Origin of the sequence: Bifidobacterium saimiriisciurei, assembly GCF_010667655.1 — a bacterium.
Lineage (GTDB): Bacteria > Actinomycetota > Actinomycetes > Actinomycetales > Bifidobacteriaceae > Galliscardovia > Galliscardovia saimiriisciurei.
The window spans coordinates 1-19,902 of sequence record NZ_WHZU01000003.1; the positions used below are offsets into that span (position 1 = coordinate 1).

Here is a 19,902-nt window from a genome sequence, read left to right on the forward strand (position 1 = left end):
GTGCGCGAATACGCCGCCGGGAGGGGTCACGCCGTTGACCTGTGGATAGTAGCCGGCCGACGTGTACACGTATTCCTCGGGAATGATGCCGTCGTGGATGATGCGCTTGTCGGAGTAGATGTCGCGCAGGTAGGCGTTCAGTGCCTTCACACGCTGCGCCAGGCCGAGTTCGAGCTCGTCGAACTCCTTGGATTCGATGATGCGCGGCACCGGATCGTAGGGAAACAGCTGGTCGTGGTACTGCCCGTTCTTGTAGATGCCGAATCGTACGCCGTTACGGCTCAGTTCGCGGTTGATCGCCGCCCTGCGGTCGACGAGTTCCGTTGCCATTTTCTGTGCCCGCGATTGAATCACTGCCCACTCCTTTTCCCGCGTTTCCCATGTGCCGAAGCACCTGCGGCCGGCACGTCCCGCGCACGGTCGCCGGCGTATGTTTCGCCTGCGACCGATCGGTGCGATGGCCGGCCGGCAATCTGGACATCAGATTAATCACGTGCCGTTAACGCAAATACCGAGGAATGTTTCCAATATGATTCATGATTTATCGCATGTCATACGCGTGGGGCGGCCATGATGAAGACGCGCCGAGGCGGGCCTCGCGCGTCGCGACCACCGCGGCCGCCGCAATCACGACATGTATATATATATGGCTACAGCGTGCGCACGGCACGAATGGCCTGCGCACGTTCGGCAAGCATATCGTCGGGAGGATAGGCCACGTATTCGAGCGTGAGCCCTTTGGCCGCGGCCGGGCCGGTGGAGCCTTCGCGCTTGGGAACGGCCATTTTCCGGGCGAACCATTCCACGTCTTTTCGACCGCGTCCGACCTGCAGACAGCCGTTGACCAGTGAGCGGACCATGTTCCTCGCGAACGCGTCGGCGACGATGGTGAAGCACAGCAGTCCCGATTCCGCATACGGCACCGGCTCGCCGTAGCCGCCGTCGGCAGCTCCCCCATGCAGCATCGCGCCGGGGTCGGACCGACGCCACCTCGCGTACTTGACCTCGCGGATGGTGGTGCCTCCCGGATTGGGCGTGGCGAACGATCCGAAATCGTGCAGGCCGATGGTGAGCGCCGCCGCCTGGTTCATGGCGTCCATGTCGAGCGTTTCGTCAATGGCGACGACGAATCCCCGGGTTCGGGGGTCCACGAATCGGCCGTTATCGTTCACCCGATAGACGTAGGTGCGTTCGAGAGCGGAGAATCGTGCGTCGAACCCTTCGGGGGCCCGCCGCACATGATGAATGGCGATGTCGTCGGGCAATACACGCTGCAACCGTCGTTCCAACGCGGTCTCCGGGGTCACGTCCATGTGCCCCACGGCCCGCGCAAGTATGTCTTCGGGAATGTCGATGTGGCAGACCTGATGCAGGGCGTGTACGCCGGTGTCGGTGCGTCCGGCCACCACAAGTCTGATTTCTGGGGCGTCGGAATCGTCGGCCCGTACGCGCAGCACCTTGCGAATCGCCGCCTCTATCTCCCCTTGCACGGTGCGCAGCTTCGGCTGGCGGGCCCATCCGTAGAAGGCTCCGCCGTCATATCCCAGATCAATCCTCAAACGCATACGTACTACTTTGCCATATGTCCCGCTTTGTGGGCCCAGGACATGCGATAACCGTGGGCCAAATCGTTCATAAAGAGATTTGTGGGCCTAGGGCATATATGAAGACGCCAAAAAGTCCTTCCCCGTAATCGATTAGATCCACTTTACGTTTTTACCGATTGAATAGGCCCACAAATTTGCAAAAAGAGGTCCGGAACCTTTCGGTTCTCGGACCTCTTCAGCGGTTTGAAACCAGTTCACCTGATGTGAATCAGATTCACTCGGCCTTCTCCTCGGCGGCTTCCTGAGCCGGAGCCTCGGTGGCCTCAGCGGCCTGAGCCTCGGCCTCGGCGGCCGGAGCCTCTTCGGCGGCGGCCTTGGTGGCGGCCTCGGCCTCGGCAACGGTGGCCTTCTTGGCGCTCAGCGGCTCGGTGACGAGCTCGATGACGGCCATCGGGGCGTTGTCGCCGCGGCGCGGAGCGATCTTGACGATGCGGGTGTAGCCACCTTCACGCTGCTCCATCATTTCGGCGATCTGGGTGAACAGCACGTGCACGACGCTCTTGTTGCGGATGACGCGCATCACGCGACGGCGGGAGTGCAGGTCGCCACGCTTGGCGAACGTGATCAGACGCTCGGCCAGCGGACGGAGGCGCTTGGCCTTCGGCAGCGTGGTGGTGATGCGGCCGTTCTGGAACAGGCTCGTAGCCATGTTGGCGAGCATCAGGCGCTCATGCGCGGGGCTGGAAGCCAGACGCGGGCCCTTCTTGGGTGTAGGCATTGTATTACTCCTTATGTCCCGTGCCGGCAGGAGGGCAGAGGCCCAAACGTCTGCTCGGCACGAGGCTGCGTTTATTCAAGGGAGACGTTCGTCTCCCGGAGACGATCACTCGTCTTCCGGAGAGAAGAACGTGCCTCCTTCGAGATTGATGGTATCGAGACCAAGCGGCGAGGCCTTGAGCGACAGACCGAGGGACTGCAGCTTCTCCTTGACTTCGTCGATGGACTTCATACCGAAATTGCGGATGTCGAGCAGGTCCTGCTCCGTATGGGAGACCAGCTCGCCGACCGTGTGGATGCCCTCGCGCTTGAGGCAGTTGTAGGAACGCTGCGTCAAGTTGAGCTCCTCGATCGGAACCGCCATCTCGGGGTTGGTTTCTTCCACGACCGGAACCGGACCGACCTCGATACCCTCCGCCTGGTTGTTGAGCTCACGGCACAGGCCGAACAGCTCGACAAGGGTGGAGCCTGCGGATGCCACGGCATCACGCGGGGAAATGGCCGGCTTGGTCTCCACATCAAGGATGAGCTTATCAAAGTCGGTACGCTGCTCGACACGAGTAGCCTCGACCTTGTAGCTCACCTTCAGCACTGGAGAGTAGATGGAATCCACCGGAATGCGACCGATCTCGCCCGTATCCTGCTTGTTCATCTGAGCAGGAACGTAACCGCGGCCACGCTCGACAGTGAACTCGATCTCCAGCTCGCCGTCCTCGGCGAGAGTGGCGATGTGAAGATCGGGATTGGAGATGACGACGCCGGCCGGCGGAGTGATGTCTCCGGCGGTGGCCTCGCCTTCACCGTTCTTGCGCAGGTACATGACGACGGGCTCGTCGTATTCGCTGGTAAGAACGATTCCCTTGATGTTCAGAAGAATCTCGGTAACGTCTTCCTTCACGCCGGGCAGAGTGGTGAACTCATGCAGCGCGCCGGAGATGCGCACCGACGTAACAGCAGCTCCGGGGATGGAGCTGAGCAGCGTACGGCGCAGCGAGTTACCGAGGGTGTAGCCAAAACCAGGCTCAAGCGGCTCGATGGTGAAGCGGGAACGCTGGGGATTGAGGACTTCCTCAGTCAGGGTCGGACGCTGTGCAATAAGCACTTTACACTTATCCTTTCAGCTCAAACCGGCCGTGCACTCGCCGGTTCTCGCGGGTTGGATTATAGATTCTGTAGGTCAGTGCTTCAGACGCGGCGACGCTTCGGAGGACGAACGCCGTTGTGAGCCTGCGGGGTGACGTCGGAGATGGAACCGACCTCAAGGCCTGCGGACTGCAGGGAGCGGATGGCGGTTTCGCGACCGGAACCCGGGCCCTTCACGAACACGTCGACCTTCTTGACGCCGTGTTCCATGGCCTTGCGGGCGGCGGCTTCGGCAGCCATGCCAGCGGCGTACGGCGTGGACTTACGGGAGCCCTTGAAGCCGACATCGCCACCGGACGCCCAGGAGACAACGGCACCGGACGGATCGGTGATCGAGATGATCGTGTTGTTGAATGTGGACTTGATGTGCGCCTGTCCGACGGGAACCGACTTACGGTCCCTACGACGGGGCTTGCGCGTGGCCTGCTTCGCAGCTGCCATGGATCCTCGTTTCCTTGTTTACGAATAATTATCGAATTTCAGGCGATGAGCGTCAACCACTCGTGGCCTGAACTGAGGTCTGATGAAAATCAGGCCTTCTTCTTACCGGCGACCGTGCGCTTCGGGCCCTTGCGGGTACGGGCGTTGGTCTTGGTGCGCTGGCCACGCACGGGCAGGTGCCTACGGTGACGCATGCCCTGGTAGCAGTTAATCTGGATCTTACGGCGAATATCCGCATCCACCTCACGGCGGAGATCACCCTCGATCTTGTAGTTACCCTCAAGGTAATCACGCAGCGTAATCAGCTGCTCATCGGAGAGATCCTTAACGCGGGTGTCCGGGTTGATACCGGTCGCTGCGAGCGTTTCCTTGGCACGAGTGCGACCCACACCAAAGATGTAGGTGAGGGCGATCTCGATGCGCTTCTCATTGGGGATGTCGACTCCGGCAAGACGTGCCATTGCGATTCCTTCTGTTCATCGGAGGTCTTACGCCAAATCGTCCGAGTTCACGGCCCAGGCCTCCGCACCTGGGGTTCAATGCCGTACGTGGTGATACGAACACTGTGATTCAGCGTCTGGTTTACTTTGCCGCTGGGGTCTGCTTTCAGCCCTGACGCTGCTTATGGCGCGGGTTCTCGCAGATCACCATGACGCGGCCGTGACGACGGATCACGCGGCACTTGTCGCAGATCTTCTTCACACTGGGGCTGACCTTCATGGTTTTCCTTTTACTTGTAACGGTACGTAATTCGACCACGGTTCAGATCGTACGGGCTCATTTCGAGCACGACGCGATCCTGCGGAAGGATGCGGATGTAGTTCTTCCTCATCTTGCCGGAGATCGTCGCCAGAACGATGTGCTTGTTTTCGAGTTCGACACGGAACATCGCGTTCGGCAATGCTTCGATAACCTGACCTTCTACCTCAATCACACCGTCTTTTGCCATGAGTCCCTATCCGTTCCTTGGCGTCAATTACTGAAAGATATGCCCGAAGACACACCAAAAATACAGAATAACAGAAACACCGTATTCCCGCAAGTCGTGGGAATACGGTGTGCTATTGGCGTGTCGTAATCGACGGGCCGGATCAGCGGGCGTCGAGCGCGCTGACGATGTTGGCCTGGATGGCGTCGATGTCGCCGACGCCGTCGATCTTGACCAACAGGCCGCGTTCCTCGTAGGTGTCGAGCAGCGGAGCGGTCTCCTTGGCGTACACGTCGAGGCGCTTGGCGATGGCCTCCGGCGTATCGTCGGAACGGCCTTCGATCTCGGCGCGCTTCTTCATGCGCTCCATGAGCACGTCGTGGTCGGCGTCGAGGGCGACGACGGCGGAGAGCGGGGTGCCCAGCTTGGCGAGGATGCCATCGAGGGCCTCCACCTGGGAGGCGTTGCGCGGGTAGCCGTCGAGGATCCAGCCGTTCTTGGCGTCGTCCTGGCCGAGACGGTCCTCGACGATGCGGTTGGTCAGTTCGTCGGGGACGAGCTCACCCTTGTCGATGAACTTCAGCGCTTCGAGACCGAGCTCGGTCTTGTTCTTGATGTTGAAGCGGAAGATGTCACCGGTGGAGATGGTGGGGATGCCGTAGTGCTCGGCGAGCTTGGCGGCCTGAGTGCCCTTGCCGACGCCCTGGGGGCCCATGATTAGCAGTCGCATATCACTTACTTTCTGTGTTGGTTTCGTCTTCGAGCAGGAAGCCTTCGTACTGGAACTGCTCGGTGCGGGCCTTGGCCTGGCGAAGGGTGTCGAGGCCGACGCCCGCGATGATCAGGATGGTGGTGCCGCCGAACGGCAGCTGCTGGCTGAGACTCAGAGCCATGATCAGCACGGTCGGGATGAGGGCCACGAACAGCAGGTAGACCGCGCCCACGGTGTTGAGGCGGTTCATCACGTACGTGAGGTACTGGCTGGTGGCGCGGCCGGCGCGGATGCCGGGGATGAAGCCGCCGTACTGCTTCATGTTGTCGGCGGTCTCGTCCGTGTTGAACGTGATCGACGTGTAGAAGAAGCAGAAGAACACGATCATGACGGCGTACAGGCCGATGTACCACACGGTGGTCGTGTCGGCGAGGTTCGTGTTGATCCACTTGACCCACGACTGGTCCGACTTGCCGAACTGCGCGATCAGGGTCGGCACGGCGAGGATGGACGAGGCGAAGATCGGCGGGATCACGCCGGACATGTTGATCTTCAGCGGCAGGTATGTGCTGGTGCCGCCGTACATCTTGCGGCCGATCATGCGGCGGGTGTACTGCACCGGTATGCGGCGCTGCGCGAGCTCGACGAACACGACGAACACGAGGATGACCACGAGCACGCCCACGACGATGCCGAACTTGGTCCAGTCGCCGTTCGAGCCGTTGGAGCCCCAGCCGATGTCCCACAGCTTGGGCAGGAAGCCCGAGCAGATGGACATGAAGATCAGCACGCTCATGCCGTTGCCGATGGCCTTGTCGGTGATGAGCTCGGCCATCCACATGATCAGGCCGGTGCCGCCGGTCATGATGAGAATCATGACGATGAGGTTCCACGGGCTGCCGTCCGGGATGACCTGGCCGGAGCAGGCGTAGTTGAACAGGGCGCCGGTACGGGCGGTCACCAGGATGGTGGTCGACTGCAGCACGGCCAGGCCGATGGTCATGTAACGCGTGTACTGCGTCAGCTTGGCCTCGCCCGACTGGCCTTCCTTGTGCAACGCCTCGAAGCGGGGAATCACCACGCGAAGCAGCTGCACGACGATGGACGCCGTGATGTACGGCATGATGCCCAACGCGAAGATCGACAGCTGCAGCAGGGCGCCGCCGGAGAAGAGGTTGACCAGACCGATGAAGTCCTCGTTGCTGGATCCGGCGATGCAGTCCTGCACCGTTTTGTAGTCCACGCCGGGCACCGGGATGAACGAACCGATGCGGTAGACGATGATGATACCGAAGACGAAGAGGATCTTGTTCCTCAGCTCCTTGGTACGGAGAGCTTGAATGAGCGTTCTCACGTGTTTCCTCCCTTGGTATGCCGGCGTCTCTGGGCATACACATACAGGCAAACAGTGTACACATACGCAATGACCCTCCCCTGTTACGGGGAGGGTCATGCATCTTTTTACGGAAGCGTTTCCCTCAGAAGATTACTCTTCGGAGATGGAGCCTCCGGCGGCCTCGATCTTGGTCTTGGCGGAAGCCGAAGCCTTGACACCCTTGAGGGTGAGGGCCACGGAGATCTCGCCATCGCCGAGAACCTTGACCGGGAAGCCGCCACGGACGGCTCCCTTGGCGACCAGCTGCTCAACGGTCACTTCGCCACCCTGCGGGAACAGCTCGGCGAGAGCGGAGACGTTGACGACCTGGTACTGCTTCTTGAACGGGCTCTTGAAGCCACGCAGCTTCGGCAGGCGCATGTACAGCGGCAGCTGTCCACCTTCGAAGCCAGGACGCACCTGGTAGCGTGCCTTCGTGCCCTTGGTGCCACGACCGGAGGTCTTACCCTTGGAGCCTTCACCACGACCGACGCGGGTCTTGGCCTTGTTGGCACCGGGGGCCGGACGCAGATCGTGCATGCGCAGGATTGTGGCTTCCTCGTTGTTTTCGGCCATAATCAGTCTGCCTCCTCTACGGTGACCATGTGGCGGATCTTGTCGATCATGCCACGGTAGACAGGGGTGTCCTCGCGGATGACGGTCTGACCGATCTTGCGCAGGCCGAGCGACTGGGCGTTGGCCTTCTGCACGGCGGTCTTACCGGCGAAACCACGGATCAGAGTGATCTTGAGATTTGCCATTCTCACTCACCGTCCTTCTCTTCGGCTGCCTTGGCAGCGGCTTCCTCGCGAGCCTTGCGGGCCTCGGCGATGCCGGCGGCGCGCTCACGGAGGAGGGCCTCGGGAGCGACCTCTTCGAGGCTCAGGCCACGACGGGCGGCGACCTCTTCGGGCTCCTCAAGCTGCTTGAGGGCGTCCACGGTGGCGTTCACGGTGTTGATCGCGTTCGACGAACCCATGGACTTGGACAGGATGTCGGTGATGCCGGCGCACTCGAGCACGGCGCGGACGGCGCCACCGGCGATAACACCGGTACCCGGGGCGGCCGGGCGAAGCAGCACGGTGCCGGCGGAGTCGTGGCCAAGCACCGGGTGGGTGATGGTGCCACGGACGCGCGGAACGGTGAACATGTGCTTCTTGGCGTCGAGCTGGCCCTTGGCGATAGCCGCCGGGACCTCACGGGACTTGCCGTAGCCGACGCCGACGGTGCCCTTGCCATCACCTACGACCACGAGAGCGGCGAAGCTGAACGTACGGCCGCCCTTGTGGGTCTTGGCCACACGGTTGATGGTGACGACGCGATCGAGCAGCTCGTCGCCGCGGTTCTCCTCACGGCGGTTGCGACGCTCGCCACGACGACCCTCGCCACGACCGCCGCGGCGGCCCTTGCGATCCTCGTTCTTGGCAACGGCTTCGGCTTCGGTCTTCTGCGAATCTTCAGCCACTTGGGTTTCCTTCACTTCGTTGTCGCTCACAGTGCCAGACCTCCCTCGCGGGCGCCTTCAGCAACGGCTGCGACGCGACCATGGTACTTGTTGCCACCGCGGTCGAAGACGACGGCGGAGATGCCGGCGGCCTTGGCCTTCTCGGCGATGAGCTCGCCGACCTTCTTGGCGGCATCGGTCTTGGTGCCTTCGAAACCGGTGAAGTCGTCGTTCAGCGTGGAGGCGCTCACCAGGGTGATGCCCTTGGTGTCATCCACGACCTGAGCGATCATGTTGCGGTTGGTACGGGTAACGACCAGGCGCGGACGCTCGGCGGTGCCGATGATCTTCTTGCGAAGACGTGCGTGACGGCGCAGGCGGGCAACCTTCTTGCCCTTACCGAAAATCTTAACGGTCATATCACTTACCAGCCTTTCCAGCCTTGCGCAGAATGTGCTCATCCGCGTACTTCACGCCCTTGCCCTTGTAGGGTTCCGGAGCGCGCAGCTTGCGAATGTTAGCTGCAACCTGGCCGACGACCTGCTTGTCGATGCCCTTGACGACGAGCTCGTTGGCGTTGACGACCTCGAACTCGATGCCTTCCGGCGGGTTGACGGTGATCGTGTGGGAGTAGCCCAGGAAGAACTCCAGGCCCTTGCCCTTGGCGACCACGCGGTAACCGGTACCGACGATGAGCAGGCGCTTGGCGTAGCCTTCGTGCACGCCCTTGACCATCGAGGCGATGATGGAGCGGCTCAGGCCATGCTTGGCGCGGGTAGGACGAAGATCATCGGCCGGGGTGAGAACAATCTCGTTGTTCTCGACGACGGCGGTGATGCCTTCGGGGATAGTGTAGGAGTCAGAGCCCTTCGGTCCCTTGGCGGTGAACGCCTGACCATCGAGCTTGACCTCGACCCCAGCCGGAATGGCGACGGGGAGCTTACCGATATGCGATGCCATAAGTAATCAGCTCTCCTTTCTCACCACACGTAGGCGACGATCTCGCCGCCAATGCCTTCCTTGAGGCATTCCTTCTGGGTCATCAGTCCCGAGCTAGTCGAGATGATAGCGATACCAAGGCCACCCAGCGGCATGGGCAGGGAGTCGGACTTGGCGTAACGACGAAGGCCCGGCTTGGAAACGCGCTTGATGCCTTCGATGGAACGCTCGCCGTTCGGGCCGTACTTGAGGGTGACCTCAAGGGTCTGGCCGACCTTGGCTTCCTTGGCGGTGAAGTCCTTGATGTAGCCTTCACGCTTCAGGATGGCGGCGATGGCCGCCTTGAACTTGGAGTACGGCATGTCGACGGTCTCGTGCTTCGCCGTGCTCGCGTTACGCAGACGCGTAAGCATGTCTGCGATGGGATCTGTCATTGTCATGTGGGCTTATGCCCTTCCTCGCCGTGGTTTCCGCCGCTTGTCATGAGGACTCATGCAAGCAGCGGACCTTCAGCGTCGATATTTACCAACTGGACTTCGTAACGCCGGGCAGCTCACCGCGGTGGGCCTTCTCACGAAGGCAGACGCGGCACAGGCCGAACTTGCGGTACACGGAATGGGGACGACCGCAGACCTGGCAGCGCGTGTAGGCGCGCACCTTGAACTTCGGCTTGCCGGCCGCCTTGTTCTTCAGAGCGGTTTTTGCCATATCAGTTCTCCTTGAACGGGAAGCCAAGGTGCTTCAGGAGGACCTGAGCTTCCTTGTCGTCCTTGGTTGAAGTCACAACGGTGATGTCCATACCACGCTGGTGGTCGACCGCATCCGGATCGATCTCGATGAACATCGTCTGTTCCGTCAGACCAAAGTTGTAGTTGCCGTTGCCGTCGAACTGGTTGCCGTTGATGCCGCGGAAATCGCGGATTCGCGGCAGGGCCAGGGTGAGCAGACGGTCCAGGAACTCCCACATGCGGTCGCCGCGGAGGGTGACGTAGGCACCGATGGCCTGGCCTTCGCGCAGGTGGAACTGGGCGACGGACTTCTTGGCCTTGGTGATCTTCGGCTTCTGACCGGTGATCTTGGTCAGGTCGGAGACGGCACCTTCGATGAGCTTGGAGTCACGAGCCGCAGCGCCGACGCCCATGGAGACGACGACCTTCTCGACGCGAGCCACCTGCATCGGGTTGGAGTACTTGAACTCCTTCTCGAGCTCGGGGACGATGACGTCGTGGTACTGCTGCTTCAGGCGCGGGGTTGCCGGCGCTTCGATAGTGGTATCGGTCATGCCAGCTCCTTTCCGGACTTCTTGGCGACGCGCACGCGCACCTTCTTGACCTTGCCGTCACGGGCTTCTTCCTTGACGACGACGCCAACGCGGGTGGGCTGCTTCGTCTCGGGGTCGATGACCATCACGTTGGAGCGATGGATCGGAGCCTCGACGGACACGATGCCGGCCTGCTGGCCCTGCTGGGTGGCGCGGACGTGCTTCTTGACGATCTGCACACCTTCGACGATCAGGCGATCGTTCGGCAGGATCTTGACGACCTTGCCTTCCTTGCCGCGGTCGCGACCGCGGATGACCTTGACCTCATCGCCGGTCTTGATCTTTGCTACCACTCAGATCACCTCCGGTGCGAGGGACACGATCTTCATGAAGCGCTTGTCGCGCAGCTCACGAGCGACCGGTCCGAAAATACGGGTGCCCTTGGGTTCACGGCCGGAGCCGAGAATGACGGCGGCGTTCTCATCGAACTTGATGTAGGAGCCATCGGCACGACGGGTTTCCTTCACGGTGCGGACGACGACGGCCTTGACCACGTCGCTCTTCTTCACCGATCCGCCGGGAATGGCGTCCTTGACAGTGGCGACGATGACATCGCCAATGCCTGCATAACGGCGCTTCGAACCACCGAGCACGCGGATGGTCAAGAGTTCCTTGGCACCCGTGTTGTCGGCGACACGAAGTCGCGATTCCTGCTGAATCATTGATTCTCCTTAAGCCGAGCTGGTCCTCCCCATTCACCCGGCGGCCGAGTTGCCCCGGCCGTCGGGTGAATGGCGAGCCTTGCCGAACTTGTATTACTTAGCGCGCTCCACGATGGCGGTCAGACGCCAGCGCTTCGTCTTGCTTAGGGGTCGAGTCTCCATAATACTCACGAGGTCGCCAACGTGGGCCTCGTTGTGTTCATCATGGGCCTTGACCTTGCTGGTGGTGCGAACGACCTTGCCGTAAAGCGGGTGAGTCGAACGCTGCTCAATCTCGACCGTGATCGTCTTGTCCATCTTGTCGGACACGACGTAGCCACGGCGAACCTTGCGGGAGTTACGCTCTTCAGCCATGCTTACTTCTCCTCAGTCTTTTCTTCTGCCGGAGCCTCGCTGATGCCAAGCTCACGTTCGCGCAGAACCGTGTACATGCGAGCGATGTCGCGCTTCACGGCCTTGAGGCGAGAAGTGTTTTCGAGCTGACCGGTGGCAGCCTGGAAGCGGAGGTTGAACAGCTCTTCCTTCGACTGCTTGAGCGCGGTCTCGATCTCGGCGTTGGTCTTTTCGTTGAGGTTCTTGATGGTGTAATCAGCTGTACCGACTGACATCAGTTGTCACCGCCTTCACGAGCAATGATCCTGCACTTCATGGGGAGCTTGTCGATTGCACGGCGCAGAGCCTCGCGACCGACTTCCTCGGAGACGCCACCGATCTCGAACATCACGCGGCCGGGACGCACGTTGGCGATCCAGAACTCCGGGGTGCCCTTACCGGAACCCATTCGGGCGCCGAGGGGGTGCTTGGTGAGCGGGCGATCCGGGAAAATCGTGATCCACACACGGCCGCCACGCTTGATGTAGCGGGTCATGGCGATACGAGCTGCCTCGATCTGGCGGTTGGTCACGTAAGCCGGAGCCAGTGCCTGGATACCGAAATCACCGAAGGCGATTTCGTTGCCGCCCTTGGACATGCCCTTACGGACAGGACGATGCTGCTTGCGATATTTAGTCCTCTTCGGAATAAGCATCTGGTTTACTCCTTTGCTTCCGTGGCGGCAGGAGCAGCTGCTTCCTGCTTGGCCTCAGCCTGAGCCGGAGCGGCCTTCTGAGCGTCACGACGGGCACCACGGCGCGGGCGGCGATCGCCACGACGGCCACGGCCGTTGTTCTGCTGGGCCTGCTGCTCCTCGAACTCACGCTCGGTCATGTCGCCCTTGTAGATCCACACCTTCACGCCGATGCGGCCGTAGGTGGTACGGGCTTCGAAGAAGCCGTAATCGATGAGGGCGCGCAGCGTCTGCAGCGGCACGCGGCCTTCGCGGTAGAACTCCGAACGGCTCATTTCGGCGCCACCGAGGCGGCCGGAGAGCTTGATACGGATACCCTTGGCGCCGGCGCGCATGGCATCCTGCTGGGCCTTGCGCATGGCGCGACGGAAGGTGACGCGGTTGGTGAGCTGCTCGGCGATGCCCTGGGCAACGAGCTGGGCGTCGATCGCGGCGTTCTTGACCTCGAAGATGTTGAGCTGGACCTGCTTGCCAGTCAGCTTCTCGAGCTTGGCGCGAACGCGGTCGGCCTCAGCACCACGACGGCCGATGACGATGCCCGGACGAGCGGTGTGGATGTCCACACGCACGCGGTCGCGGGTACGCTCGATGACGATGCGGGAAACGCCCGCACGCTCGAGGTCGGCGTTCATGGCCTTGCGGATCTTGTCGTCTTCGAGAACGAAGTCGCTGTAACGCTCGCCCGGCTTGTTGGAGTCGGAGAACCAGCGGCTGCGGTGGGTTTCGGTTACGCCAAGACGGTAGCCAAACGGGTTGATCTTCTGACCCATTTTATCGGGCTCCTTCCTTGTCGGCGACGATAACCGTGATGTGGCTGGTGCGCTTGTTGATGCGAGCGGCACGGCCCTGGGCGCGTGCACGGAAACGCTTCAACGTAACGCCTTCGTCGACGTACGTCTCCTTGACTACCAGCTCGTTCTCGCGGAACGGCTCGTTGGCCTTGTCGGCCTTAACACGAGCGTTGGCGATGGCGCTCTCGAGGACCTTGCGGACCGGAACGGCCGCTTCCTGCGGAGCGAACTTGAGGATGGTCACCGCTTCGGTCGCCTGCTTGCCTCGGATGAGGTCGACGACGCGGCGAGCCTTGCGCGGCGTCACGCGGACGTGACGAGCGATTGCTTTAGCTTCCATGTGTCTTTACTCTCCTCGCCTTTAGCGGCGTGCCTTCTTGTCGTCCTTGACGTGACCCTTGAAGGTGCGCGTCGGGGCGAACTCACCGAGCTTGTGGCCAACCATGGCCTCGGTGACGAACACCGGGACATGCTTGCGGCCATCGTGAACTGCGAACGTGTGTCCGATGAAATCAGGGGTGATCATCGAACGGCGCGACCACGTCTTGATGACGTTCTTCGTGCCCTTCTCGTTCTGCTCGTCGACCTTCTTCTGCAAGTGGGCGTCGACGAATGGGCCCTTCTTGATGCTACGAGTCATCTGTCAGACACTTCCTTACTTGCGGTTCTTGCCGGCCGGACGACGACGAACGATCATCTTGTTCGAAGCCTTCTTCGGACGACGAGTACGAACTTCGCCCTTGCCCCACGGCGACACCGGCGGCTTACCACCGCGGGTACGACCACCGTGCGGGTGGTCCACCGGGTTCATGGACTCACCACGGGTCCACGGACGCTTGCCGATCCAACGGGCGCGACCGGCCTTGCCGAGCTGGATGTTGGCGTGCTCGGAGTTGCCGACCTCACCAACGGTGGCGCGGCAGCGGGCATCCACGTTGCGGATTTCGCCGGACGGCATACGCAGCTGGGCGTAGGCGCCATCCTTGGCGACGAGCTGAACAGCGGCACCGGCGGAACGAGCGATCTTGGCGCCACCCAGCGGACGCAGCTCGATGGCGTGAACCACCGTACCGGTCGGGATGTTGCGAAGAGGCAGGTTGTTGCCCGGCTTGATATCGGCCTGGGCGCCGGTCTCGATGACGTCGCCCTGCTTCACGCCCTCGGGGGCGATGATGTAGCGCTTCTCGCCATCCGCGTAGTGCAGGAGGGCGATGCGGGCGGAACGGTTCGGGTCGTACTCGATGTGAGCGACCTTGGCGGGCACGCCGTCCTTGTCCCAACGCTTGAAGTCGATGAGACGGTACTGGCGCTTGTGGCCGCCGCCGCGGTGACGGCTGGTCATACGACCGTAGGAGTTACGGCCGCCAGTCTTGCTGAGCTTGCGAACCAGCGACTTCTCAGGCGTCGAACGCGTGAGCTCGGAGAAATCCGAAACCGAAGCGTTGCGACGACCGGCAGTCGTCGGCTTGTATGTACGGATAGCCATAATTTAGTCCCTAACTTTCTCGGCTAGCCTTCAGTTACCGAAGATGTCGATGGTCTGGCCCTCGGCGACGGTAACGATGGCGCGCTTCTCGCTCACGCGCTGGCCGAAGCCGGTGCGGGTGCGGGTGCGCTTGCCAGCGCGGTTGAGGGTGTTGACGTTCGTCACCTTGACATTGAAGATCTGCTCGATTGCCTGCTTGATCTGCACCTTGTTCGCCTTGGGGTTCACCACGAAGGTGTACTGGCCCATGTCGGAGTTGGCGTAGCTCTTCTCGGAGACGACAGGCTTGATGATGATGTCGTGTGCGGGCTTGTGGATTGCGACCATGATTAGTCCTCCTTAGCGGCCGTGGCGGTCTTCGCCGCGACGAAGGCTTCGAAGCCTTCCTTGGTGAAGACGATGTCCTCGGCGGTCACCACATCGTAGGTGTTGAGCTGATCGGCGAAGATGGGGTGCACGGTCGGCAGGTTGCGCACCGACAGCCACTCGTTGATGTTCTCGCGGGAGAACACGACGGTGGCGAAGCGGTTCGCGGCCACGGCTTCGAGAACGGCCTTGGCGGTCTTGGTGGACGGGGTCTCGGCGATGCCGAAATCAACCACGTGCACGCGACCGGCGTTGGCGCGATCGGAAAGCATGTAGCGCAGAGCTGCGGCCTTCATCTTCTTGGGGGTGCGCTGCGAGTAATCGCGCGGAACCGGACCGTGGACCACGGCGCCGCCGGCCCACTGCGGGGCGCGGATGGAGCCCTGACGGGCACGACCGGTGCCCTTCTGCTTCCACGGCTTCTTGCCGCCGCCGGAGATGCGGGCGCGGTTCTTCACAGCGTGGGTGCCACGACGAGCGGCAGCCAGCTGGGCGATAACGACCTGGTGCACCAGCGGAACGTGGTTCTGCACTTCCTCGGCGGAGATGCCGAACAGTTCCTCCGGAGCCTCGACGGTGCCGTTCTGGCCTTCAGCGCTAGTGATGTTCAGAGAAATAGCCATGAGTTATCAGGCTCCCTTCACTGCGGAACGAACCACGACGATGGCGCCCTTGGGGCCGGGGATGGCACCCTTGATGGCGATGACGCCGTTCTCCACATCGGAGGAGACGACCGTCAGGTTCAGCGTGGTGTTGGTGACATGGCCCATGCGGCCGGCCATGCGCTTGCCCTTGAGGATGCGGCTCGGAGTGGCGCATGCGCCCACGGAACCGGGACGACGCTCGTTCTTGTGAGAGCCGTGAGTACGGCGGTAGGACTTGAAGCCCCAGCGCTTGATGGTACCGGCGAAGCCCTTACCCTTGGTGGTGCCGGTGACGTCGACCTTGGAGCCTTCGGCGAAGAGCTCGGCGGTCAGTTCCTGGCCCGGCTCGAAGCTCTCGGCTTCTTCGGTACGGAACTCGACGAGGTGACGGCGCGGAGTGACACCGGCCTTGGCGAAGTGGCCGGCGAGCGGCTTGGTCACCTTGGTCGGGTCGATCTGGCCGTAGCCGATCTGGACGGCCTTGTAGCCGTCGGTCTCTTCGGTCTTGACAGCGGTAACCACGTTGGTGGAGACGTCCACCAGCGTGACGGGAACGAAGAAGCCGTTCTCGTCCCACACCTGGGACATGCCGAGCTTCTTGCCCAGCAGTGCACTCTTGATGTTGTTGCTCATAACGGTTCCCCCCTCCCTTACAGCTTGATCTCGATGTTCACGTCCGCCGGCAGGTCGAGACGCATCAGAGAATCGACAGCCTTAGGCGTCGGGTCAACGATGTCAATGAGGCGCTTGTGAGTGCGCATCTCGAAATGCTCGCGGGAATCCTTGTACTTGTGAGGAGAACGGATAACAACAAACACGTTCTTCTCGGTCGGCAGAGGAACCGGGCCAACTACGGTTGCGCCCGCGTTCGTGACCGTCTCGACGATTTTCTTCGCCGACTGGTCGATGACCTCGTGGTCATAGGACTTAAGCCTGATGCGGATTTTCTGTCCCGCCATTGCCGTCCGCCCTTTCTTGCGAATTAATTACTGTTTATCCAGCCTGTTTCTCTAGGGCACGTCAAGGCGTGGCCGACTTCGGGATCCCTCCCCGTGGCGGCCGAACCGTATCAGTGCATGGCCATGCAAGGACGTGGAAAATCCTTGTGCCATGCTCGCTTTTGAATAGACAATTTTGCGAGCCCAAAACAGGCAACTTGATTATTAAAGCACAAGGGGTGCCCCTAGCAGAATTCGGGCGTGTCGCGCTTCGCGATCGGCGTCGAATCGCCGTAATCACAACGATAATATAGTCAATCCGGTCACGAAAACACCGAACCTGGTCAGTCCAATCACGAAGGACCAATTTCTCGGTCCTTATGAACGGTCCAACCAGGTTACCGATTCTTATATTGACTACAGGGTCTTGGTCAGGGCTATCAGCATGATGTCGACGACGACCAGCGTCAGGCCGACCGATATGGAGATCCTCTCCTTGCGCGTCTTGCTTTCATGCAGGAACACCATGCCGCCGATGGTGGAGATGATGAGTCCCATCTGCGACATCGGGAAGGCGATGGCCACGCCGAGACGGCTGTTGGAGATCATGAGGATGAGGTTGCCGATGGCCCACAGCACGCCGGGAATCAGCAACAGCGCGGTCTGCCGGCTGAATTTGCCCGGCTCCCGGCCTCCCAGCACCAGACCGCCGACGAACATGCCGACCGCCTGAGGCAGCATCGCATCGAACGAATTGATGGAGAATATCTGGATGATCGCGACATAGCCGACGTATCCGATCGAGGAGATGGTGATGACGGTCAGACCGGTGATCATGTTGTCCATCGGTGTGATGGACTCCCCCGTCTCATCCTGGACCGCATGCTCGTCGCCGCGACGTTCGACATACGACGTGAACGCCACGCCGACGACGAACAGGGCGATGGCGGCGAATCCCACGGTCTTCGCCTGGGTGGACGCCCAGTCGCCGAGGAAGAGCACGCCGACCAGACTGGTGCCGACCAACTGCTCGCCGGTGGAGATGGGCATGGTGCTGGAGACTCCGATCTCCTTGAATCCGCAGATCTGCCCGTAGCATCCGATGGTCCACAAAACTCCGGACACGAAGCTGACAAGCACCGTAAGCCATGTATAGGAGTGCGGCACGAACGGGAAGGCAGCCAGCGCGAACAACAGGCATCCCGTGGTGACGCCGAGTATCTGACGACGCGACGAGCCGCCGATCACCGGCAAAATCAGGGCGTATATGCCCCACAGCAGCGAAGGCGTGGCGGCCAGAATCAAATCCATTATCGGTTTCTCCCCTGTTTTGAACGTTCTAGATAAATTGCCATCCGACAGTGTATCCAAACTCATGAAAATTCCTTCGACATGTTCGACATCGGAGACGACGGCCATCCGAAGGAACAAACGTCGGCCACCGTTGTCGGACTTTGCACGATTGGTTGAAAATGAATGCGGTCGCGAATTATCGTGAGGTTATGACGAAATCCGCTGCCGCGAACATCAGACCGATTCATGAGCATGGCGCCAACGTGCTCTATCAGCATGGCACGCTCGCCCAGCTCGTGCCGGGACTGCTCGAAGGCACCACCACCATCGGCGAGCTGCTCGAACACGGCGACACGGGTATCGGCACCGGCGAGGGGCTCGATGGCGAGCTCATCATCCTCGACGGCGTGGCCTACAAGATCGGCCAGTCCGGCCTGGCGGAGGTCCTGCCCGACGATTTCACCGTGCCGTTCGCCAGCGTGCATCACGCGGCGTTCCAATACCAGTGCGAACGCGCCGACATCGGTCTCGAGGACCTCAACAGGAAGATCGTGGAGGCCAACGGCCGCGCGAACACGTTCTTCGCGGTCATCGTGCACGGCACGTTCAGCTTCATCAAGACGCGCGCCGTCATCAAGCAGCAGGCGCCGTACCCCACGTTGGAGGAGGTGGCCGACCAGCAGGCCATGTTCCTCGGCCATGATGTGAAGGGCACGATGCTCGGCTACTTCTCCCCGCTCATGTTCAACGGCGCCGCGGTGGCCGGGTTCCACGAGCACTTCCTCGCCGACGACCGTTCGATCGGCGGCCATGTGCTCGACGCGGTGCTGGAGCGCGGCGACATACTGAGCCAGGTGTTCGACACGCTGGTGCAGCATCTGCCGGTCGACAACCCCGAATACCGCAGCCACGATTTCTCGAACGACCCGATCGCCGAGGCCATCGCCAAGGCGGAGTGAAGCCGGCAACGCCGATAATCTATGCCGGTAGCGCCGCTTCGCGTACGGTGTCGAAACTCTCCGCGCCCTCGCCATCCTTCACGTCGGCAAGATAGCATTGCAGCGCGCCGACGAGGTTGGCGTCGTTCTGGAATTTGCAGGTGACGACCTCGGCCTGCGCAACATGGTAAGGACAGTATGCGTACAGCCGGTTGAGATTGGTGCGGATGGCATCGATCAACGTCGGTTGCGCGGAGATTCCGCCTCCTATGGCGAATCGATCGGGGTCAAGCACATTTTGGATGTTGAAGATCTGGATGGCCACTTCATGGGCGAATTTGTCGAGGCACGAACGCGCATCGGGGTCGCCGTCCTCCACCGCCTGGAAGAATCGGATGCCGTCGACCTCCTCGACCGGTCGTCCTTTGATTCTCGCGTAGCGATTGCACAGGCTGAGCGTGCTGCACTGGTTGCCCCATACGCCTTCGATGCTGGGGTCGACGCTCCGCGACGTGATAATGTAACTCACCTCGCCGGCGGAGAAGTGCTTGCCACGGTAGAGTTCACGGTCCTTGACGAACCCGCCTCCGACCATGGTGCCGAAAATCAACGCGAATCCATTGCGAACGTCCTTGAGGCTGCCAACGGTCGCTTCGGCCATGACCGCGCATTTGGCATCATTCTCCAGCACTATATGCACCGGACAATGCTGGTACAGCGCATGGCGCAGGTAGAAGTCGTCGTTGTATCGCAACGCTCCGCCCATAACGACGTATCCGTTCTTGGAATCGACGATGCCGGGCAGGGAAATGGCCATGCCGTCGATGTTGAATTTCTCTCCCTCCTGACGATAGAGGCCCGCAAGTGTTTCGACAAGTTCATTCCGGCCGTTTTGCGGTGTCTCGATTTTTCCACGGGAAAGAATGATGCCGTCATCGCTCATGACGGCGTATTTGATAAAGGTGCCGCCGATGTCGATGGTGAGTACGTTCATGATAATGCTCCTTTGCATTATGGCTCATATAGGGAAACCATCGATGTCGGCCAATCGTCACGATGGAAGAAAGGAAGTCGTGACATCTTGGCCGCGG

General features: G+C 61.1%; 34 protein-coding genes. 1 reads left to right on the forward strand and 33 read right to left on the reverse strand.

Translation table 11 applies throughout. The annotated features are described in order from the left end of the window. From GFD18_RS02200 to GFD18_RS02355, 32 genes are all read right to left on the reverse strand, one after another. Positions 1-330 (reverse strand): circularly permuted type 2 ATP-grasp protein (locus GFD18_RS02200; RefSeq protein WP_191997283.1); only part of this gene is annotated, 330 nt, incomplete at its 3' end. A 320-nt stretch (positions 331-650) separates the two neighbouring features. Continuing rightward, on the reverse strand, positions 651-1,565 hold the full coding sequence (gene truA, locus GFD18_RS02205; RefSeq protein ID WP_163200021.1) for a tRNA pseudouridine(38-40) synthase TruA: 915 nt from the start codon (positions 1,563-1,565) through the stop codon (positions 651-653). 256 nt (positions 1,566-1,821) lie between these two features. Next, entirely contained in the window at positions 1,822-2,325 is a 504-nt protein-coding gene (rplQ, locus tag GFD18_RS02210) for a 50S ribosomal protein L17 (RefSeq protein ID WP_163200020.1), read from the reverse strand. A 105-nt stretch (positions 2,326-2,430) separates the two neighbouring features. Then, positions 2,431-3,426 carry a DNA-directed RNA polymerase subunit alpha gene (locus GFD18_RS02215; protein ID WP_100510733.1) on the reverse strand — a complete coding sequence of 332 codons (996 nt, stop codon included), beginning with the start codon at positions 3,424-3,426 and terminating at the stop codon, positions 2,431-2,433. A gap of 83 nt (positions 3,427-3,509) precedes the next feature. Next, positions 3,510-3,908, reverse strand: coding sequence for a 30S ribosomal protein S11 (gene rpsK / locus GFD18_RS02220; RefSeq protein WP_093959596.1), 399 nt, complete (start codon positions 3,906-3,908; stop codon positions 3,510-3,512). 89 nt (positions 3,909-3,997) lie between these two features. Next, on the reverse strand, positions 3,998-4,369 hold the full coding sequence (gene rpsM, locus GFD18_RS02225; RefSeq protein WP_100510732.1) for a 30S ribosomal protein S13: 372 nt from the start codon (positions 4,367-4,369) through the stop codon (positions 3,998-4,000). A 145-nt stretch (positions 4,370-4,514) separates the two neighbouring features. Next, complete coding sequence (rpmJ, locus tag GFD18_RS02230; protein WP_093959598.1) at positions 4,515-4,628, reverse strand: 50S ribosomal protein L36; 114 nt, start codon at positions 4,626-4,628, stop codon at positions 4,515-4,517. A 10-nt stretch (positions 4,629-4,638) separates the two neighbouring features. Then, positions 4,639-4,857 carry a translation initiation factor IF-1 gene (infA, locus tag GFD18_RS02235; protein ID WP_100510731.1) on the reverse strand — a complete coding sequence of 73 codons (219 nt, stop codon included), beginning with the start codon at positions 4,855-4,857 and terminating at the stop codon, positions 4,639-4,641. Positions 4,858-4,999: 142 nt separating this feature from the next. After that, positions 5,000-5,566: an adenylate kinase gene (locus GFD18_RS02240; protein ID WP_163200019.1), complete on the reverse strand. Its 567-nt coding sequence runs from the start codon at positions 5,564-5,566 to the stop codon at positions 5,000-5,002. Between the two features lies 1 nt (position 5,567). Then, positions 5,568-6,902 (reverse strand): preprotein translocase subunit SecY, encoded by a 1,335-nt coding sequence (secY, locus tag GFD18_RS02245; RefSeq protein WP_100510729.1) that lies wholly within the window; start codon positions 6,900-6,902, stop codon positions 5,568-5,570. Between the two features lie 132 nt (positions 6,903-7,034). Next, positions 7,035-7,499 (reverse strand): 50S ribosomal protein L15, encoded by a 465-nt coding sequence (gene rplO / locus GFD18_RS02250; RefSeq protein ID WP_100510728.1) that lies wholly within the window; start codon positions 7,497-7,499, stop codon positions 7,035-7,037. A 2-nt stretch (positions 7,500-7,501) separates the two neighbouring features. Then, on the reverse strand, positions 7,502-7,684 hold the full coding sequence (rpmD, locus tag GFD18_RS02255; protein WP_100510727.1) for a 50S ribosomal protein L30: 183 nt from the start codon (positions 7,682-7,684) through the stop codon (positions 7,502-7,504). Between the two features lie 2 nt (positions 7,685-7,686). Beyond that, a complete protein-coding gene (gene rpsE, locus GFD18_RS02260; RefSeq protein WP_100510726.1) occupies positions 7,687-8,418 on the reverse strand; it encodes a 30S ribosomal protein S5 in 732 nt (243 codons plus the stop codon). Next, positions 8,415-8,786 carry a 50S ribosomal protein L18 gene (gene rplR / locus GFD18_RS02265; protein ID WP_100510725.1) on the reverse strand — a complete coding sequence of 124 codons (372 nt, stop codon included), beginning with the start codon at positions 8,784-8,786 and terminating at the stop codon, positions 8,415-8,417. The genes rpsE and rplR overlap by 4 nt, the downstream gene beginning before the upstream one ends. 1 nt (position 8,787) lies before the next feature. Next, positions 8,788-9,327, reverse strand: a complete 540-nt coding sequence (rplF, locus tag GFD18_RS02270; RefSeq protein WP_100510724.1) for a 50S ribosomal protein L6 — start codon at positions 9,325-9,327, stop codon at positions 8,788-8,790. 20 nt (positions 9,328-9,347) lie between these two features. Beyond that, positions 9,348-9,746 carry a 30S ribosomal protein S8 gene (rpsH, locus tag GFD18_RS02275; RefSeq protein WP_100510723.1) on the reverse strand — a complete coding sequence of 133 codons (399 nt, stop codon included), beginning with the start codon at positions 9,744-9,746 and terminating at the stop codon, positions 9,348-9,350. Positions 9,747-9,828: 82 nt separating this feature from the next. Further along, the gene (locus GFD18_RS02280) at positions 9,829-10,014 is read right to left on the reverse strand and encodes a type Z 30S ribosomal protein S14 (RefSeq protein WP_033493929.1); all 186 of its coding nucleotides are present in this window, start codon (positions 10,012-10,014) and stop codon (positions 9,829-9,831) included. 1 nt (position 10,015) lies between these two features. Then, positions 10,016-10,588, reverse strand: a complete 573-nt coding sequence (gene rplE / locus GFD18_RS02285) for a 50S ribosomal protein L5 (protein WP_163200018.1) — start codon at positions 10,586-10,588, stop codon at positions 10,016-10,018. Continuing rightward, entirely contained in the window at positions 10,585-10,920 is a 336-nt protein-coding gene (rplX, locus tag GFD18_RS02290) for a 50S ribosomal protein L24 (RefSeq protein ID WP_100510721.1), read from the reverse strand. Before rplX ends, rplE begins: the two co-directional genes overlap by 4 nt. Next, positions 10,921-11,289 (reverse strand): 50S ribosomal protein L14, encoded by a 369-nt coding sequence (rplN, locus tag GFD18_RS02295; RefSeq protein ID WP_100510720.1) that lies wholly within the window; start codon positions 11,287-11,289, stop codon positions 10,921-10,923. It lies immediately after the preceding gene. Between the two features lie 93 nt (positions 11,290-11,382). Continuing rightward, positions 11,383-11,643, reverse strand: coding sequence for a 30S ribosomal protein S17 (gene rpsQ, locus GFD18_RS02300; RefSeq protein WP_100510719.1), 261 nt, complete (start codon positions 11,641-11,643; stop codon positions 11,383-11,385). A 2-nt stretch (positions 11,644-11,645) separates the two neighbouring features. Then, a complete protein-coding gene (rpmC, locus tag GFD18_RS02305) occupies positions 11,646-11,897 on the reverse strand; it encodes a 50S ribosomal protein L29 (RefSeq protein ID WP_163200017.1) in 252 nt (83 codons plus the stop codon). Continuing rightward, positions 11,897-12,316 carry a 50S ribosomal protein L16 gene (rplP, locus tag GFD18_RS02310; RefSeq protein WP_100510717.1) on the reverse strand — a complete coding sequence of 140 codons (420 nt, stop codon included), beginning with the start codon at positions 12,314-12,316 and terminating at the stop codon, positions 11,897-11,899. The genes rpmC and rplP overlap by 1 nt, the downstream gene beginning before the upstream one ends. A gap of 5 nt (positions 12,317-12,321) precedes the next feature. Next, positions 12,322-13,125: a 30S ribosomal protein S3 gene (rpsC, locus tag GFD18_RS02315; RefSeq protein WP_100510716.1), complete on the reverse strand. Its 804-nt coding sequence runs from the start codon at positions 13,123-13,125 to the stop codon at positions 12,322-12,324. A 1-nt stretch (position 13,126) separates the two neighbouring features. Beyond that, positions 13,127-13,486 carry a 50S ribosomal protein L22 gene (gene rplV, locus GFD18_RS02320; RefSeq protein WP_100510715.1) on the reverse strand — a complete coding sequence of 120 codons (360 nt, stop codon included), beginning with the start codon at positions 13,484-13,486 and terminating at the stop codon, positions 13,127-13,129. 21 nt (positions 13,487-13,507) lie between these two features. Beyond that, positions 13,508-13,786, reverse strand: coding sequence for a 30S ribosomal protein S19 (gene rpsS, locus GFD18_RS02325; RefSeq protein ID WP_033490666.1), 279 nt, complete (start codon positions 13,784-13,786; stop codon positions 13,508-13,510). A 15-nt stretch (positions 13,787-13,801) separates the two neighbouring features. Continuing rightward, positions 13,802-14,632, reverse strand: a complete 831-nt coding sequence (gene rplB, locus GFD18_RS02330) for a 50S ribosomal protein L2 (RefSeq protein ID WP_100510714.1) — start codon at positions 14,630-14,632, stop codon at positions 13,802-13,804. Positions 14,633-14,662: 30 nt separating this feature from the next. Next, the gene (gene rplW / locus GFD18_RS02335; protein ID WP_100510713.1) at positions 14,663-14,959 is read right to left on the reverse strand and encodes a 50S ribosomal protein L23; all 297 of its coding nucleotides are present in this window, start codon (positions 14,957-14,959) and stop codon (positions 14,663-14,665) included. A 2-nt stretch (positions 14,960-14,961) separates the two neighbouring features. Further along, positions 14,962-15,621, reverse strand: coding sequence for a 50S ribosomal protein L4 (rplD, locus tag GFD18_RS02340; protein ID WP_100510712.1), 660 nt, complete (start codon positions 15,619-15,621; stop codon positions 14,962-14,964). Between the two features lie 6 nt (positions 15,622-15,627). Next, positions 15,628-16,275 (reverse strand): 50S ribosomal protein L3, encoded by a 648-nt coding sequence (rplC, locus tag GFD18_RS02345; protein ID WP_100510711.1) that lies wholly within the window; start codon positions 16,273-16,275, stop codon positions 15,628-15,630. Between the two features lie 17 nt (positions 16,276-16,292). Then, positions 16,293-16,601, reverse strand: coding sequence for a 30S ribosomal protein S10 (gene rpsJ / locus GFD18_RS02350; protein WP_006288664.1), 309 nt, complete (start codon positions 16,599-16,601; stop codon positions 16,293-16,295). Between the two features lie 396 nt (positions 16,602-16,997). Continuing rightward, the gene (locus tag GFD18_RS02355) at positions 16,998-17,891 is read right to left on the reverse strand and encodes a GRP family sugar transporter (protein ID WP_163200016.1); all 894 of its coding nucleotides are present in this window, start codon (positions 17,889-17,891) and stop codon (positions 16,998-17,000) included. Positions 17,892-18,082: 191 nt separating this feature from the next. Between GFD18_RS02355 and budA the strand changes: the two genes are divergently transcribed. Beyond that, positions 18,083-18,832: an acetolactate decarboxylase gene (budA, locus tag GFD18_RS02360; protein WP_163200015.1), complete on the forward strand. Its 750-nt coding sequence runs from the start codon at positions 18,083-18,085 to the stop codon at positions 18,830-18,832. Between the two features lie 19 nt (positions 18,833-18,851). Here the strand turns inward: budA and GFD18_RS02365 are convergent, their stop codons facing one another. After that, positions 18,852-19,823 (reverse strand): ROK family protein, encoded by a 972-nt coding sequence (locus tag GFD18_RS02365; RefSeq protein WP_318644308.1) that lies wholly within the window; start codon positions 19,821-19,823, stop codon positions 18,852-18,854. Between the last annotated feature and the right edge of the window lie 79 nt (positions 19,824-19,902).

What these genes read in the sequence shown, in the direction of transcription:
- rpsK (WP_093959596.1), bottom strand. Translation starts at nt 3,908, where the DNA reads ATGGCAGCTGCGAAGCAGGCCACGCGCAAGCCCCGTCGTAGGGACCGT.
- rpsQ (WP_100510719.1), bottom strand. Translation starts at nt 11,643, where the DNA reads ATGGCTGAAGAGCGTAACTCCCGCAAGGTTCGCCGTGGCTACGTCGTG.
- infA (WP_100510731.1), bottom strand. Translation starts at nt 4,857, where the DNA reads ATGGCAAAAGACGGTGTGATTGAGGTAGAAGGTCAGGTTATCGAAGCA.
- GFD18_RS02365 (WP_318644308.1), bottom strand. Translation starts at nt 19,823, where the DNA reads ATGCAAAGGAGCATTATCATGAACGTACTCACCATCGACATCGGCGGC.
- rpsS (WP_033490666.1), bottom strand. Translation starts at nt 13,786, where the DNA reads ATGACTCGTAGCATCAAGAAGGGCCCATTCGTCGACGCCCACTTGCAG.
- truA (WP_163200021.1), bottom strand. Translation starts at nt 1,565, where the DNA reads ATGCGTTTGAGGATTGATCTGGGATATGACGGCGGAGCCTTCTACGGA.
- GFD18_RS02355 (WP_163200016.1), bottom strand. Translation starts at nt 17,891, where the DNA reads ATGGATTTGATTCTGGCCGCCACGCCTTCGCTGCTGTGGGGCATATAC.
- budA (WP_163200015.1), top strand. Translation starts at nt 18,083, where the DNA reads ATGACGAAATCCGCTGCCGCGAACATCAGACCGATTCATGAGCATGGC.
- rplO (WP_100510728.1), bottom strand. Translation starts at nt 7,499, where the DNA reads ATGGCCGAAAACAACGAGGAAGCCACAATCCTGCGCATGCACGATCTG.
- rpmJ (WP_093959598.1), bottom strand. Translation starts at nt 4,628, where the DNA reads ATGAAGGTCAGCCCCAGTGTGAAGAAGATCTGCGACAAGTGCCGCGTG.
- rplB (WP_100510714.1), bottom strand. Translation starts at nt 14,632, where the DNA reads ATGGCTATCCGTACATACAAGCCGACGACTGCCGGTCGTCGCAACGCT.
- rpsC (WP_100510716.1), bottom strand. Translation starts at nt 13,125, where the DNA reads ATGGGTCAGAAGATCAACCCGTTTGGCTACCGTCTTGGCGTAACCGAA.
- rplP (WP_100510717.1), bottom strand. Translation starts at nt 12,316, where the DNA reads ATGCTTATTCCGAAGAGGACTAAATATCGCAAGCAGCATCGTCCTGTC.
- rpsM (WP_100510732.1), bottom strand. Translation starts at nt 4,369, where the DNA reads ATGGCACGTCTTGCCGGAGTCGACATCCCCAATGAGAAGCGCATCGAG.
- rpmD (WP_100510727.1), bottom strand. Translation starts at nt 7,684, where the DNA reads ATGGCAAATCTCAAGATCACTCTGATCCGTGGTTTCGCCGGTAAGACC.
- GFD18_RS02280 (WP_033493929.1), bottom strand. Translation starts at nt 10,014, where the DNA reads ATGGCAAAAACCGCTCTGAAGAACAAGGCGGCCGGCAAGCCGAAGTTC.
- rplV (WP_100510715.1), bottom strand. Translation starts at nt 13,486, where the DNA reads ATGGAAGCTAAAGCAATCGCTCGTCACGTCCGCGTGACGCCGCGCAAG.
- rplF (WP_100510724.1), bottom strand. Translation starts at nt 9,327, where the DNA reads ATGGCATCGCATATCGGTAAGCTCCCCGTCGCCATTCCGGCTGGGGTC.
- GFD18_RS02240 (WP_163200019.1), bottom strand. Translation starts at nt 5,566, where the DNA reads ATGCGACTGCTAATCATGGGCCCCCAGGGCGTCGGCAAGGGCACTCAG.
- rpsJ (WP_006288664.1), bottom strand. Translation starts at nt 16,601, where the DNA reads ATGGCGGGACAGAAAATCCGCATCAGGCTTAAGTCCTATGACCACGAG.
- rplE (WP_163200018.1), bottom strand. Translation starts at nt 10,588, where the DNA reads ATGACCGATACCACTATCGAAGCGCCGGCAACCCCGCGCCTGAAGCAG.
- rplQ (WP_163200020.1), bottom strand. Translation starts at nt 2,325, where the DNA reads ATGCCTACACCCAAGAAGGGCCCGCGTCTGGCTTCCAGCCCCGCGCAT.
- rpmC (WP_163200017.1), bottom strand. Translation starts at nt 11,897, where the DNA reads ATGTCAGTCGGTACAGCTGATTACACCATCAAGAACCTCAACGAAAAG.
- rplC (WP_100510711.1), bottom strand. Translation starts at nt 16,275, where the DNA reads ATGAGCAACAACATCAAGAGTGCACTGCTGGGCAAGAAGCTCGGCATG.
- rplN (WP_100510720.1), bottom strand. Translation starts at nt 11,289, where the DNA reads ATGATTCAGCAGGAATCGCGACTTCGTGTCGCCGACAACACGGGTGCC.
- rpsH (WP_100510723.1), bottom strand. Translation starts at nt 9,746, where the DNA reads ATGACAATGACAGATCCCATCGCAGACATGCTTACGCGTCTGCGTAAC.
- rplR (WP_100510725.1), bottom strand. Translation starts at nt 8,786, where the DNA reads ATGACCGTTAAGATTTTCGGTAAGGGCAAGAAGGTTGCCCGCCTGCGC.
- rplW (WP_100510713.1), bottom strand. Translation starts at nt 14,959, where the DNA reads ATGGTCGCAATCCACAAGCCCGCACACGACATCATCATCAAGCCTGTC.
- rplD (WP_100510712.1), bottom strand. Translation starts at nt 15,621, where the DNA reads ATGGCTATTTCTCTGAACATCACTAGCGCTGAAGGCCAGAACGGCACC.